General features: G+C 54.4%; 12 protein-coding genes. 8 read left to right on the forward strand and 4 right to left on the reverse strand.

What is annotated here, in order from left to right:
- Window position 1 precedes the first annotated feature (1 nt).
- Window positions 2–1,675 (reverse strand): AAA family ATPase, encoded by a 1,674-nt coding sequence (locus H6F67_RS28320; protein WP_199304253.1) that lies wholly within the window; start codon window positions 1,673–1,675, stop codon window positions 2–4.
- A 651-nt stretch (window positions 1,676–2,326) separates the two neighbouring features.
- Between H6F67_RS28320 and secD the strand changes: the two genes are divergently transcribed.
- From secD to grxD, 6 genes are all read left to right on the forward strand, one after another.
- The gene (gene secD / locus H6F67_RS05555; protein WP_190764165.1) at window positions 2,327–3,721 is read left to right on the forward strand and encodes a protein translocase subunit SecD; all 1,395 of its coding nucleotides are present in this window, start codon (window positions 2,327–2,329) and stop codon (window positions 3,719–3,721) included.
- A gap of 9 nt (window positions 3,722–3,730) precedes the next feature.
- Window positions 3,731–4,690 carry a protein translocase subunit SecF gene (gene secF, locus H6F67_RS05560; protein WP_190764167.1) on the forward strand — a complete coding sequence of 320 codons (960 nt, stop codon included), beginning with the start codon at window positions 3,731–3,733 and terminating at the stop codon, window positions 4,688–4,690.
- Between the two features lie 5 nt (window positions 4,691–4,695).
- Complete coding sequence (locus tag H6F67_RS05565) at window positions 4,696–5,109, forward strand: hypothetical protein (protein WP_190764169.1); 414 nt, start codon at window positions 4,696–4,698, stop codon at window positions 5,107–5,109.
- Window positions 5,110–5,249: 140 nt separating this feature from the next.
- Window positions 5,250–5,870, forward strand: coding sequence for a hypothetical protein (locus tag H6F67_RS05570; RefSeq protein WP_190764170.1), 621 nt, complete (start codon window positions 5,250–5,252; stop codon window positions 5,868–5,870).
- A gap of 24 nt (window positions 5,871–5,894) precedes the next feature.
- Window positions 5,895–6,155, forward strand: coding sequence for a BolA family protein (locus tag H6F67_RS05575; protein WP_190764172.1), 261 nt, complete (start codon window positions 5,895–5,897; stop codon window positions 6,153–6,155).
- A gap of 72 nt (window positions 6,156–6,227) precedes the next feature.
- On the forward strand, window positions 6,228–6,551 hold the full coding sequence (gene grxD / locus H6F67_RS05580; RefSeq protein WP_190764174.1) for a Grx4 family monothiol glutaredoxin: 324 nt from the start codon (window positions 6,228–6,230) through the stop codon (window positions 6,549–6,551).
- 156 nt (window positions 6,552–6,707) lie between these two features.
- Here grxD and H6F67_RS05585 read toward each other — a convergent pair whose 3' ends face one another.
- The 3 genes from H6F67_RS05585 to pgeF all read right to left on the reverse strand — a co-directional run bounded on the left by H6F67_RS05585 (window position 6,708) and on the right by pgeF (window position 11,434).
- Window positions 6,708–9,059: an amylo-alpha-1,6-glucosidase gene (locus H6F67_RS05585; RefSeq protein WP_190764176.1), complete on the reverse strand. Its 2,352-nt coding sequence runs from the start codon at window positions 9,057–9,059 to the stop codon at window positions 6,708–6,710.
- Between the two features lie 225 nt (window positions 9,060–9,284).
- Window positions 9,285–10,361, reverse strand: a complete 1,077-nt coding sequence (locus H6F67_RS05590; protein ID WP_190764178.1) for a glycosyltransferase family 4 protein — start codon at window positions 10,359–10,361, stop codon at window positions 9,285–9,287.
- A 287-nt stretch (window positions 10,362–10,648) separates the two neighbouring features.
- Window positions 10,649–11,434 (reverse strand): peptidoglycan editing factor PgeF, encoded by a 786-nt coding sequence (gene pgeF, locus H6F67_RS05595; protein ID WP_190764180.1) that lies wholly within the window; start codon window positions 11,432–11,434, stop codon window positions 10,649–10,651.
- A 36-nt stretch (window positions 11,435–11,470) separates the two neighbouring features.
- On the opposite strand from pgeF, the gene H6F67_RS05600 reads away from it, so the two are divergent.
- Both H6F67_RS05600 and H6F67_RS05605 read left to right on the forward strand, forming a co-directional pair.
- Window positions 11,471–12,334, forward strand: a complete 864-nt coding sequence (locus tag H6F67_RS05600; RefSeq protein ID WP_190764188.1) for a biotin--[acetyl-CoA-carboxylase] ligase — start codon at window positions 11,471–11,473, stop codon at window positions 12,332–12,334.
- A gap of 105 nt (window positions 12,335–12,439) precedes the next feature.
- Window positions 12,440–13,666, forward strand: coding sequence for a M23 family metallopeptidase (locus tag H6F67_RS05605; protein ID WP_242020514.1), 1,227 nt, complete (start codon window positions 12,440–12,442; stop codon window positions 13,664–13,666).
- Window positions 13,667–13,911: the final 245 nt, after the last annotated feature.

A 13,911-nucleotide genomic window follows, 5' to 3' on the forward strand; every position in this document is an offset into this window, starting at 1 on the left:
ACTACTGAACTTCAAACTTGCGGCTCCAGTTTTCTCCGTTCGCCTGTCCCATTAGCTGCATTTGCGGAATTGACAGCTTCAGCCGCTTCAAGGTTTTGCAAACCAGGTTTGACATCGCATCGAAATCAGACAAAGCCGCTCCTTCAAAGGCGATTTGCAGGCGATCGCCGTTCGTACTCACTTCCGCCATCGTTCCATCTGGCAGCGCTTCATTCAGCAACGTGGCAAATCGCGCCGCATCAGAAGGAACAGGCGGCGAAATCTGAGCGCCGATACCATTTTGCGATCGCTCTGCGATCCCGTTCTGGGAGCGCTCTGCGATCGGCGCAGAACTCAAAGACTCGATCGCGGGCAAATCTTCCGGCAGCAAGGTCACAAGCTCTTCATCCGTCAAAGTCGCCGCACTCGCCAATCGATTCGCCTGCTGTTCGATCGCTTTTTCAAACAGATTGCGAACCAAGCGACCGTTGCCAAACGTGCGATCGCGATTTGCATAAAGCTGCTCAAACATTTGCTTCAGTTTTGCCTGCGTTTCTTCAGTCGGATTAAAGTTACTTTTGCTGCACATTTTTGTGAAGATGGCGAGCAAATCTTCCGGTGGGTAATCGGCGAAATAAAAATAGCGATTGAAGCGCGATTTTAATCCGGGATTTGCTTCAATGAAGTGATTCATTTCATCGGTGTAGCCCGCCACAATCACAACCAATCGATCGCGAAAATCTTCCATTCGCTTGAGCAAAGTGTCGATCGCTTCTCGCCCAAAATCATTTCCTGCTCCGGGCGGTGACAGCGCATAAGCTTCATCAATAAACAAGACGCCGTCGAGGGCAGAATTCACCATATCATCGGTTTTCTTCGCCGTTTGTCCGACATATCCGGCAACGAGGCCAGCGCGATCGGTTTCGACTAGATGCCCTTTTTTCAAAATTCCCAATGCTTTGAATAAGCGTCCGGTGAGACGAGCGATCGTCGTCTTCCCCGTCCCCGGTGGCCCGCCAAAAACCATGTGCAGCGAAACCGAAGTTTGCGCCAAACCGCGCTCTTTTCGCACCTGCTGAACTTTGAGAAAGTTCGTCAGCGTCCGCACCGATTCTTTGATATTTTGCATTCCCACGAGGTCATCCAGTTCGGCCATCACCTGCTCTAGCGTTTCGGTTGGCATCGGTTGCAGTTCCGCCGGAATCGGTCGGTAGGTGTGCAAAAGCTGCCAGATGTGATTGAGCGCCGCCGTTTCATCTGGCGTCACTTCGCCATCCGCTCGAATAATCATCTGCGCGAAGCGGTGGATCGCATTCACGATCGGCTCTTGCAAACTGCTTCCCTGCGCTTGATCTTGCTGATGCAGCAGCGAGGGCAGCAAGAGGCGATCGTCCTCTTCCTTCGTCAAATCCAGCAAAATTTGCAAAATTTCCTTTTCTGCCGCTGTTCGACTGGCGCGATCGTCCCACCGAAGCGCCGCTGTCAGCTTGCTCTTATCCGGCTTGATCAGGCCATACAGCACCAAATACGCTAGCAACTCCAGCGAACTAATCACGCCATGACTGCGCCCGCAAATCTGCACAATCCGGGCTAGATCGCGCAAAATCACTCCGCGATAGTTTTCTCCCAGTTCCAGCGCTGGCTCGATCGCCTTATACAGTAAGTTCGCTTCTCGCTTGATGTCGTCGCTTTGCACAGGCTTTTCTCAAATGGCATCTTGCCAAATGTTAAAGAAGAAATTCGCGATAAACAACGTCTGAAAGTGGAGATGCAGTCTTCACAGCGCAAGATGAAGGATGAAGGGAGATGCGCGTCCCCTGTTGCGGTTGTCGCTTCAACTTGTCCTCACTTGACTGACTGCGGCCATATCACGAAACATTCCTCCCAAAGCTCCGACTGCGATCGCAAGAAAAATGAAGAGACTTGAACTCGTGGTGAGGACAACAATGGCAAAGAAGCAAAAATGGCAAAGAAAGCAAAAGCAGAACCTATCGTAGTCGCCATTTGAAATCTTTTCGTTGCGATTAAGCAGCATACTCGAATCATCTGAAATTGATGCATCAGACGACTGGAATTCAAAAGTTATCAAGCGTTGTGGGGCAAAAAGATCAACTTCAAAAGCTCAATCTATCCATCCATTCGCAGAAACAGCACTGCTGATAGTTTTTGCCTAGATAGGGTTCTAGTCTCTAAAAATCAAGCTTGCTAACTCCAGATATGTCAGTTTTCAAACGCGGCGAATCCTTGACGTCAATCATCTCGACAAGCTTCAGTGACACACGAATTGTTGAAAAGCCGAGACGAGTCAAATCCAGCTATCATAGCGGTTGTTGTAGCGACGATCAGTATGGGTAGGCAGCGGCTTCTTTTAGCGTTTATTTTGGCGCTGACCATTTTGGCGATCGGCATCATCGCCAAGGTTCCAGCCCGCTTGGGACTCGATTTGCAGGGCGGTTCTCAGCTAACGCTTCAGGTGAAAACGACTGAGGCCGTTCCCCAAATTGATGCCAACAAGCTTTCCTCTGTGCAGCAGGTGATCGAAAATCGGATTAACGGGTTGGGCGTGTCCGAGGCGATCGTGCAGCCCGTTCCCGATCGCGCTCAACTGCTCATTCAGCTTCCGGGCGTTAGCGATCCTGCCGAGGCGGAGCGGGTTTTGGGCGGCACAGCGCAGCTTGATTTTCGATCGCAAAAAGCCGGAACCGAAACGGAATTTCCTGCCCAATATCAGCAATTGCTGCTGCTGCGAGCGGAACGCGAAGCTTTGAAAAACAGCGCAGATCAAGAGAAGATTGCCGAGAATCAGGCAGCGATCGCGAAAGCGCAAACGGCGATCGCTGCTTTGTTCGACAAGACAGGTTTAACAGGCGACCAACTGCAAGACGCGCAAGCGGTCACGTTCGGTGGCAATGCGTGGCAGGTCGAAATTTTCTTTAATCAAGCAGGCGGCGAAAAGTTTGCTGAAATCACCAAAAACATCGCCGGAACCGGACGCGGACTTGGCATTTTCCTCGATAACGATTTAATCAGCGCTCCGAGCGTTGAAGTCAAATATGCAGAAAGCGGAATTACCGGAGGTCGCGCGAGCATTTCTGGCGGCTTTAATGCCCAGTCTGCCAGCGAGCTAGCCGTGCAGCTTCGCGGTGGGGCGCTGCCCGTTCCGGTTGAAATTGTGGAAAATCGCACGGTCGGCGCAACTTTGGGACGCGACAGCATCCAAAGCAGCATCTACGCGGGACTGGCCGGACTCGCGCTCGTTCTCATTTTCATGGTGGTTTACTATCGCCTGCCCGGACTGATTGCTGACATTGCCCTTGTCATTTACGCCCTGCTGACCTTTGCGATCTTCACCGTCTTGGGCGTGACGCTGACGCTGCCGGGAATTGCTGGATTCATTCTCAGCATTGGCATGGCCGTAGACGCGAATGTGCTGATTTTTGAGCGGACGCGGGAAGAACTGCAATCGGGAAAAACGCTGTATCGATCGGTCGAGTCTGGCTTTTACCGCGCTTTCTCCAGCATTCTCGACAGCAACGTGACAACGCTGATCGCTTGCGCTGCGCTGTTTTGGCTGGGTGCAGGATTGGTGAAAGGATTCGCCTTGACGCTGGCCTTGGGCGTTGGTGTCAGTATGTTTACAGCTTTGACCTGTAGCCGAACGCTGCTGCTCGTCGCGCTGAGCATTCCCGGCTTGCGGAAGCCCCAGCTTTTTGCTCCCAACGTTACTCCTGCGAAATCATAGAGGCGCTTCATGAAACTGCAAGTTATCAAACAGCGATCGCTCTGGTGGACGATTTCGATCGCCATTATCCTCAGCGGCCTCATCGCAATGGGCATTTCGCTGACGCGCCCAGACATCAAAGCGCCGTTACGTCCCGGACTCGATTTTGTAGGCGGCACGCGCCTCCAGCTAGAGCTAGACTGCAATCAGCCCGGAAACTGCGACAACCCGATCGATCTAGCTGAAGTTCGCGACATCCTCAACGAGCAAGGGTTGGGCAACAGCAGCATTCAAGTCGTCGATCAGCATGGTCTCTCCGTCCGCACGTCAGCCTTGAACGTGGATCAGCGGGGCGAACTCGTCAACGCCTTGCAAGAGCGAATCGGTCAGTTCGATCGCAACGCGACGCAGATCGACACGGTTGGCCCAGTCGTCGGACGGCAGTTGTTTCGATCGGGTTTGCTCTCGCTGCTGGTTTCGTTCGTCGGCATCACAGCCTACATGACAATTCGCTTCCAGCTTGACTACGCAATTTTTGCGATCGTCGCTCTCTTCCACGATGTTCTGATTACGGTTGGGAGTTTTGCAATTCTCGGCTTGGTCGCAGGCGTAGAAGTGGATAGCTTGTTTATCGTCGCCCTGCTGACGATCGTCGGCTTCTCGGTGAACGATACGGTCGTGATTTACGATCGCATCCGCGAAACGATTCAGCTTCATCCCGATCGACACATTAATGAAATTGTCGATGATGCCGTCAATCAAACTTTGACGCGATCGATCAACACCACGCTTACCGTTTTGCTTACCCTGACGGCGATCTTCCTGTTCGGCGGCGAAACGCTGAAATATTTCGCGCTAGCTTTGATCATCGGTTTCACAATGGGCGCATACTCCAGCATCTTTATCGCCAGTACGCTACTAGCTCTGTGGCGGGAACGAACGGGACAAGCGATCGCCGCTCCTGCTGATGCGATCGATGCCGATGCCTAAAGCCGATGGTCAAAGATCCACTCGCTCCGATCGATGCCGAAACGCCTGACCCGCTGCTGCGTCAGCAAATGCGCCGATTACATGAAGTGACGGTGCAGGGTCGCTGGGCGGTGACAATTGCGGCTTGGCTGACGATCGGCCTGCTGAGCTTGTGGCAGTTGCGATCGGAGTTTGCGCTGTGGCGCGAATATTTTACCTGGGCGGCAGTGCGCTATGGTTTGGCGTTTAATCCGTTGAGCGCGATCGGACTGGCAACCTGCATCGGTTTGACAGTTTCGGTTCTGCTGTGGCAAAGCCACAATATTTTGTTTGGCATTTCCCAGCGGCAGGTGCAGCGCTTGAAGAAGCAAGTTTTGCAAATTCGCCAGCAGGGATCGAGTCATCCGCTTTGGAAGCGGGTGATTGATGATCGAAAGTGATGGAACTTTGCAGCGCGATCGCCGTCTAGAATGGCTCAGCCTAGTGAGTTTTCAACTCAGTGCCATTTCGTGAAGCTTCACAGATGGTAATATACCTAGGTTGGCTCGCCCTGTTCTTTCACAGATTAGACGCTGCTTTCATGCCACTCAAACGATTTCTTTCATTGGCCTGTCTGTCCGTTACTGCCGCTCTAGCGCTGTCGGTTCCGGCGCGATCGCAATCGCTGTCTGTTCCCGATGAAGAGCTACAGCCACAGCAAAGCGATTTGCGCCCGCTGACGCAAGACGGCAGCCTTTTGAGTATGCAGGGGGGGCAGCGCTTGATGAACGAAGCGAGTGCCGCCGTCAACGCTCAAAACTACGACTTGGCCGTCAGCAAGCTGCAAGACGCCCGCCAAGTCTACAACCAGCTTTCCAACTTTTATCAGCAGCTTGCGGCCAGCTTCTCCGGCATCGACAACCGCATCACCGAAAGCCAGCGACAGCAGGCGCTTCAAGCCGCTCAGATGCGCGATCAAGCAACCTACCAGCTTGCGCTTGTTCATCGCGCCCAAAATCGTCCGGAGTTGGCTGTGCCGCTTTTGGTACAGATTATTCGCAGCCAGCAGCCGACTCGCGATCTAGGCCAGCAAGCCTATCGGCAACTGTATGAACTGGGCTTTGTCGATTCGCCCTTTCCCAGAGACAGCGGCTCTACGTCGTCTGCACCTGCTCCGGCCACGTCTGCAACGCCCATTCAGTCCAGCCAACCGCTAAATTAGTAGCAAAAGCGTTTTTCAGGTCGCATGGCAAACCCAGTTCAAGTAGAAGCAATGATCAAGGCCGGATTGCCGGACGCACAAGTGCAGGTGCAAGACCTGACGGGCGGTGGCGATCACTATCAGGTTCTCGTCGTTTCCTCGGCGTTTGAAGGGAAAGGACTGCTTCAGCAGCACCAGCTTGTTTACGGTGCGGTGAAAGCGGCAATGTCCACTGAGGAAATTCACGCGCTGTCAATCAAAACCTTTACGCCGCAGGCGTGGGCAGCGTCCGGTCAGTCGGCTTGATGCGGGATGCAACTCGATCGCATCCCGATCCTCGCTAGGATAAGGCTAGAAACGAACCTCAAATCCGAACTTATGGAACCACAAGTACAGCAGCGCATTGAAGAAATCGTCCGCAGCAACAAGATTGTTGTCTTCATGAAGGGCAATAAGCTGATGCCCCAGTGCGGATTCTCGAACAACGTGGTGCAAATTCTCAACGTGTTGGGCGTTCCTTACCAAACGGTGGACGTGCTGGCTGATCCAGAAATTCGTCAGGGCATCAAAGAATATTCAAACTGGCCGACGATCCCGCAGGTCTATGTCAACGGCGAATTTGTCGGCGGTTCCGACATCTTGATTGAGCTTTACCAGTCCGGCGAACTTCAGCAGATGATGGAAGTCGCGCTGGCTTCGTAGGGCGATCGAACCCAGCTTGCAAGGGGGGTGGATGGCTGAACAGCGATCGCCCCTTTTTCTTTTCTATGCTCAGAATCTCTTCAGAGGCGACCATCACTCCGACAGCGTCACTTCCCAAACCGGGGATCAGGTGTTGGCCTGATCCCCGACACTCAACTACGCTTCGATCACCACGCGCAGATTGCCGCGCTTTCTGACGACGCGACAGGCGGTTGTGCCGTTCGATCGCTCAAACTCCAAGTCCAGCAAAGTCTGACCGACGCGCAGATTTTGCAGGGAGAGGCGGTTAATCGATTCGGGCAAGGCGGGATCGATGATGCGGAGATAGTTGCTCGGTGCATCGGGCACGAGGTTGACCATCATGTGCAGCAGTTGGAAGATTGTTCCGGTTGCCCAAGCTTGCGGCGTACAGGCGACCGGATACTGAACCGGAGAATCTTCGCCCATGCGCTCATAGCCGCAGAACAGTTCCGGCGGACGCTGATAAGGCTGCTGCATCGTCATGTCAAACAAGCCTTGTGCGACTTCGAGAGCTTGATCGATATAGCCGATCGATCGCAATCCCATTGCCGTCAGGCTGTTATCGTGCGGCCAAACCGAGCCGACGTGATAGCCCATCGGGTTGTAGGCGGGAGACAAACTGCTGAGCGTCCGAATGCCCCAACCGCTGAACATATCGGGAGCCTGCAAGCGTTCCGCAACGCTCTTGGCGCGATCGGGCGTGAAGATGCCTAGATGCAGACAGTGACCGGGATTCGAGCTAATGCTATCGACCTGTTTGCCTTCGCCATCGAGGGCAAGAGCGCAAAAATCGAGGTCTTCCATCCAGAAGTCACGATTAAAGCGCTCTTTCAGGTCGGCGGCTTCTTCCGTCCAGCGATCGGCCAAATCGAGCCGCTTTTTCATCCGGGCAATTTCACTCAGGCGAATCTTGGCGGCATAAACGTAGGCTTGCACTTCGCACAGGGCGATCGCGCCTTTTGCCATCTTGCCGTGCCGATCGACAATGCAGTCGCCGGAATCTTTCCAGCCTTGATTCACCAGTCCGCGCTTCGATCGACGGTTGTAGGCAAGATATCCGGTTTCTTGCAGGTTGAAGTCGATCCAGTCCATTGCGGCAAGGGCGTTGAGCCACAGGCGATCGAGCGTTTCGCGATCGTGCGTCCAGGCGTAATACTCGGCGTAGAGCATCAGCCACAGGGGAGTCGCGTCGATCGTGCCGTAGTAGGGCGTGTGGGGAATTTCGTGGCATCGCGCCATTTCGCCCATCCGCAACTCGTGCAGAATTTTTCCCGGTTCTTCTTCGCGCCAGTTGTCGTCGGTTTTGCCTTGATACTGGGCAAGCACGTTGAGCGTGTGGCGAGCTAAGGTCGGATCAAGAATCAGCGTTTGCGAAGCGGCAATCAGCGAGTCGCGTCCAAATAAAGTCGAGAACCAGGGCACTCCGGCAGAAAGCGCTTTATCCTTGCCAAAGGTTTGCCGCAGGATGAAGATGTCTTGCTCGGCGCGTTCGATCACCTGGTTAAAGGCTTTGTTGTCCGATCGCAACCGCGTCACCTGCTGCGCCCACTCTTTTTCTTCGAGCAGTTCGGCGGCTTTGGCCTGCATCAGAGTGACGGGCGGATTGACGGCAGAAGTCGATCGCCCGTTCGTAAGCATTTGCAGGCGATAGCCGAGCTTTTGCGTTTCGTGCGAACCGAGCGTCAGTTGCCAAACGGCGGTGTAGCCTTTTAGGGCGGAAGGCTGCTGGTGGACAAATTCGATGCGCGATTCCATCAGCGTGCCGTCGAGTCCCTGATAGGCGATCGTCATTTCGCGCGGCGTTGTGGTTTGGATGCCGTTCCAACTAGCGGATTGGCGCTGCGCCTGCACGATCGCTTCATTGAGCGTTGCTTCGGCTGAGTAGGGATTGCTGTGTTCCCCGCCTGCAATCGCAGCGACCGCTTCGGGCTGTTCGCCTTCTGTCGTGCCTTCTGTGCTAGCAAGCCGCAGCATTTGGCCGCGCTGTTCACGAGCGTTGCCGCGCACTTCAAACAGATCCATGAAGTCTGCCGCAAAGCTCAAACTGAGTTCAAAGCTAACGGGATTGGTGCTGTAGTTGGTGATTGTCAGTTCTTCAAACAGGCCACCGTTGAGCACGAGTTCGCGCTGAATGCCAACCGTTTCGGCAGGCAGGCGATCGTCCACCTGCGGATTGGCACAGAGAGCAGACAGAACAAAGCCTTTTTGAGCGTTGCTGCTGAGCAGGATCGGCGATCGCCCTTCGATCTGTAGCTCTAGCCGACTCAAGAAGCGCGTGTCGCGACAGAACAAGCCTAAGCTCGTGGTCGTTCCTTCTTCGAGGCAGCCCGAAATATTACCGAGCGTGTCTGTAATCAAAAACAAGTCGTCATCTTTCAGGGTCAGCGTCGGCTGAGGTCGCTCACTAATGACGCAAGGCCATTCAGTCAACGGAAACTCAGCGGCGGGAAGAAAAGTGCGTCCATCCAGTTCAATCATGTCTGGCATCGTGTAAGCAAAATCAGTGGTGAGCGGGGATCAAGTATCAATCGGCATATCTCTCTATGATGCACCCAGAGTGCAAGCGATCGCAGCCCAACTGTAAAGCTTGAATAAACGCTGAATGGCGTAATGAATATTTAATTTTAGATAAGATTCTTCAAAAGAAAACGCCAGGTTGAAAATACAATCCTGGCGAAATATGTTTAGTTTTCGATCGATGCTTTAAGCAATCTAATTACGGCTCAAGCTCACCGAGCGCAAATGCCCATTTTGCGAGACCTTTTGCTCGATCGTCTGCCGATAAACCGCTTCATAGCCATCTACCATGCATTGCACGCTGAAGTTGTCGATCACGTGCTGGCGACAGGCTTGCCGATCGATCGTGGGGATTTTGTCAAGCGCGGCGACGCATTCATCGATGTCCTGACACAAGAAGCCGGATTTGCCGTGCGCGATGACTTCTGAGGTGGAGCCAAGTTCGATCGCAATCACGGGCGTTCCGGCTGCCATCGATTCGATCATCACCAAGCCGAACGGTTCACGCCAAGTGATCGGGAACAAGGTGGCAACCGCACCGCCCATCAAAATATTTTTCTGCACGTGGTTGGCTTCACCCAGATACTCAATCTGCTGGCCGTCAATGTGTGGCTTGACCATCGTTTCGTAGTATTCGACATCCACGACATCGACCTTGCCCGCAATTTTCAGATGCCAGCCCGATCGCTTGGCAATTTCGATCGCCAGATGCGTTCCTTTCTCCGGCGAAATCCGACCCAAGAAGGCAAGATAGGGCGGATTGTCCGGCTGCGGATAGAAGTTGTAGCTGTCTACATCAACGCCGTTATAAACGGTTGAGACGTAGTTGAGACCCAGTTCAAGCTTGCGCTGCGTGTTGGAAATGCTGATGTAAGGCTGCTTGCGAGCGTATTTGAACAGCTTTTCGTTGTCAGGGGTGAAAACGCCGTGCAGCGTGTGAACGGTCGGAGTTTTGACGAGGTTGCAGTAGGGCAATGCCGCGCAGCCCATGTGCGAGTGAATGATGTCAAATTCCTGGGCTTGCTCGTAAACGCGGCTCAGGTGCAGCATTTCGTAGATGCCGTACTCTTTCACGGTCGGGTCAAGCCGCAGAGCTTGGGGATGAACCGATTCAAGTTTCGCCAGCGTGATCGAATCACCGGAGGCAAATAGCGTGACATCGTGGCCGCGACGAACTAACTCATCGGTCAACAGCCCGACCACCAACTCGATGCCGCCATACCCAGGCGGGGGAACACGTTCCCATAACGGCGCAATCTGGGCAATCCGCATAGCTATTCTCCTGTTGATAAGGGCTGAAATAAAGGTTAAGAAAATGTGACCTTATCTTACGAATTGCGAGGAATGATTGCATCCGGCTGGAGTAGTAAAGTTTTGGTAAAGTCTTTGACTGCTCTGTGCATTTTCGCTGCGATCGCTTAAAATTCGCTTCCCATCTGCGTTTCACTCGATCCAAGGTAAGTACATCTACCCAAGATAATTGCGATCGCGACGATCTCAGATCACTATAAATAAGCTTTTATACAGCAGAAATTTCTGTCTAAAGATAGAGGAAGCTGCTAGCGGCTGACGATGCCCGACCACTGCACCTGCTTAAGCCGTTCCCGTCGGTAGGAAAAGAAGTCATCTGCATCTTGAAAAGTACAAAACGGAGCAGTGGCAATTTGTTCTGCCACCAAGCCCAACTGCTGAAGCTGAATGCGATTTACGCCGCGCACATCCAGCCGGACGCGATCGACTTGGGGATCGCTGAGCAGCGGCGACTGTGGTAACTGAGCTAGCTTTTCGAGGCGAACCTCGTCTTCAATTTCCGGAAAAATCGAAGCCGCCACTTCTGCCGCGCAGCTTGTCGAAACCTGATAGACTTCTCCGGCGATCGCAGGTCCCAAAGCAACGCGCAAATGTTCAATCTGGCTGCCTTGCGCTTGCAGTCGAGCGATCGCAGCGGGCACAATTCGCAGGCTTGTTCCGCGCCATCCGGCATGAACCGCAGCGACTTGACCGGTTGCAACATCGGCAATGATAGCGGGAACACAATCTGCGGTTGCCACCCAAACGGCTTGATTGGCCTGAGTCGAAATTACGCCGTCTGCTGGGGAGCGATCGCGCAGCGCTCCCGGAACGGTATCGGTTTCATTGGCTTCAATTTCATCGGGTGATAGAACCACGTTGCCATGCACCTGCCGCACCCAATTCACTGAGGCAGTTCGATCGAGAAGCGGCGTTAAGCTTTCGGGACGGCGCGGCGCGAACTGGCGCGTGAAAAAACCGTGCGGCCAAGCATCCAGCAGGCTACAGCGTAAGTAGGACAGACCTTCGCAATTTTCCCAGTACCAATGATGCATGAAGCGCTAATTCTCGCGAGTCGGGCAGAGCGTTTTATGCTAGTCTATGCCGACCTTGCGATCGATTGTTCACCTGTGGTCGATTCTTCTCGTTTTGCCGTTTTGCTAGAACAGTTGGCGCTGTCGCAGCGAGCGATCGCTTGCGGATTGCCAATGCTTGACCTGCGAATTTTTGATACGGTCAATTCCACGAATCGAACGGTGTGGGAACTGCTCGATGCAGGCACGACAGCAGGCACAGGCGCGATCGCCGCTTGTCAAGAATTTGGACGCGGACAGTGGGGCAGGATTTGGCAGTCGCAGCGGGGCGGACTGTATTTGTCGCTGGCGCTCGCGCCAAATCTGCTGGCGATCGAAGCAGGTCAACTGACACTCAGTTGCGCTTGGGGCATTGCAGCGGCTTTGCGCGAATACGATATTCCCGTCGGACTGAAGTGGCCGAATGATTTGGTGTATCGCAACCAAAAAGTCGGCGGCATTTTGATCGAAACGCGCCTTCAGCACGATCGCATTCGGCAAGCGGTCGTCGGTGTGGGGATCAACTGGGAAAATTCAGTTGCGCCACCGGGGATCAATATTCAAACCATTCTCAAACAGCGCTTTCATCCGCAAGTTGCGCCGAAGCTGACTTCGCTGGAACTGCTCGCGGCGATCGCAGTTGCGGGCATTCTCAACGGTTATGAACGCTGGCAGCAACAGGGGATCGATGCGATTTTGCCGGACTATCAGTTTTTGCTGGTGAATTTGGGACAGGCGATCGTGGTTGATAATCATCGGGGGCGCGTGATTGGCGTGACGCGACGAGGTGAACTGCGGGTGAGTCTGCCTTCGCCGGATGATCCGGCTTGGTCGCAAGAAATTTGCTTGCCGCCCGGAGCGATCAGCTTGGGCTATGGCTGAAGTGCGATCGAAATTGATTGTCAGCCGCCGATCTTCGGCTATGATGTCTCAAGCCCTGCGCCCTGATTTTGGCGATCGCTTTTGCTCTTTCACGCCCAGATGCTTATGATGTCATCTCGTCACACGGCTCAATCATCTGCTCCTCGTTCAGCCTATCGGCAACTGCTGCTGCACGGCATTGGGTGGGCAGGCGGACTCAGTTTGCTCAGCGGCGGCGTGACGCTTGCCCAAACTGCTGATCCCGCTGCGAGTGTGCCCAGTGCCCAAGAGCTAATTGCACCTGCCGCACCTGCTCCGGAACCCGCTGCCCAGCCTGAACCTGTGGTGCGTCCGCAGCCCGAAATTGCTCGTCCCGAAGCGATTGCTCCGGTTGAAGCGCCTCGCCCCGCACCTGTGCGGCAAGCGGCTCCCCGTCGCGCAGCACCTACACCTGTCGTTGAAGCGCCTGTTCAGCGTTCGGTTCCCAGCGCCAACACCTACATCGACACAACGAATTACAGCATCGGGGCAACCCAGCGCGATGAGCAGCGTCCCGGCTCGATCGTGCTGTCGGAGCGATCGACCGGATGTCAATTCACGCTCAGACAAGGCGCGAGTGTGCCAAACAGCGTTTGTGCCAATCGCCGCATCCCCGCCGCTGGCAGCACAGCCAGAAATGCAACGGCCAGCAGTGTCGCCGCCAGCAGAGGCATTCCGGCACTGGTGAGCCGCAGCCAGCGGGCGATCGCTCGTTCGATCGGCACTCGTCCCATCAGCGCATCAAGCGCAACCGCCAGCGGCAGTCGCTTCTACAATCTCACCGTTCGTCCGCCAGGACGCATTGGCAACAACAACACCGCCATTATTTTTCCACTGTCGATTCCCGCTGCGATTACTTCTGTATTTGGCTGGCGCGTCCATCCGATCGCAGGCACTCGTCGCTTCCACAGCGGCACGGATTTGGGTGCACCAATGGGCACTCCTGTTCTAGCTGCGTATTCGGGACAGGTGGCACGGGCAGACTGGATGCGCGGCTATGGTCTGACGGTTGTCTTGAATCACGATCCGGATGCGCGCGATCGCAACAGTTTCGAGCCTGTTGCTGAAACGCTTTACGCTCACATGTCTGAACTGTTTGTGCAGCCGGGACAGTGGGTGAATCAGGGCGAGGTGATCGGGCGCGTGGGCAGTACAGGATACTCGACTGGCCCACATCTCCACTTTGAATATCGCGAACTGACCGCACAAGGCTGGCAGAAGCTCGATCCCGGTCAGATGCTTGAAACCTCGCTAGCTCAGCTAATTCAAGCGTTGCAGACGGCGCAGGCTCGACCAGCAGGCGATCGCGGCTAGGGTGTGTATTAAAAGGCATTGATCCTCCCCCGCCCTCCTTAACAAGGAGGGAGTCGAACTGCTCTTCAAAGTCCCCCTTTTGAAGGGCAGGGCTGATTCATTGGCAGAAGGAAAATAGACGGTGGACGTCGCGCGCGAGTTGTCGAATGGCAGTGGTGAGTGAGGCAAATCCGTGTTGACGCAGGAGGTTGAGCGCAATTGTCCGCAAGATGGCCGCGTTAACCAGGCCATGACCGTCGCACAAG

The sequence above is a fragment of the Microcoleus sp. FACHB-1515 genome, assembly GCF_014696105.1.
Lineage (GTDB): Bacteria > Cyanobacteriota > Cyanobacteriia > Elainellales > Elainellaceae > JAAUTJ01.

Bases quoted from the DNA above. Each gene is read 5' to 3' on its own strand.
- grxD (WP_190764174.1), top strand. From the start codon at position 6,228: ATGGAACCACAAGTACAGCAGCGCATTGAAGAAATCGTCCGCAGCAAC.
- pgeF (WP_190764180.1), bottom strand. From the start codon at position 11,434: ATGCATCATTGGTACTGGGAAAATTGCGAAGGTCTGTCCTACTTACGC.
- H6F67_RS05575 (WP_190764172.1), top strand. From the start codon at position 5,895: ATGGCAAACCCAGTTCAAGTAGAAGCAATGATCAAGGCCGGATTGCCG.
- H6F67_RS05590 (WP_190764178.1), bottom strand. From the start codon at position 10,361: ATGCGGATTGCCCAGATTGCGCCGTTATGGGAACGTGTTCCCCCGCCT.
- H6F67_RS05565 (WP_190764169.1), top strand. From the start codon at position 4,696: ATGGTCAAAGATCCACTCGCTCCGATCGATGCCGAAACGCCTGACCCG.
- H6F67_RS05585 (WP_190764176.1), bottom strand. From the start codon at position 9,059: ATGCCAGACATGATTGAACTGGATGGACGCACTTTTCTTCCCGCCGCT.
- secD (WP_190764165.1), top strand. From the start codon at position 2,327: ATGGGTAGGCAGCGGCTTCTTTTAGCGTTTATTTTGGCGCTGACCATT.
- secF (WP_190764167.1), top strand. From the start codon at position 3,731: ATGAAACTGCAAGTTATCAAACAGCGATCGCTCTGGTGGACGATTTCG.
- H6F67_RS05570 (WP_190764170.1), top strand. From the start codon at position 5,250: ATGCCACTCAAACGATTTCTTTCATTGGCCTGTCTGTCCGTTACTGCC.
- H6F67_RS05600 (WP_190764188.1), top strand. From the start codon at position 11,471: ATGCTAGTCTATGCCGACCTTGCGATCGATTGTTCACCTGTGGTCGAT.
- H6F67_RS05605 (WP_242020514.1), top strand. From the start codon at position 12,440: ATGATGTCATCTCGTCACACGGCTCAATCATCTGCTCCTCGTTCAGCC.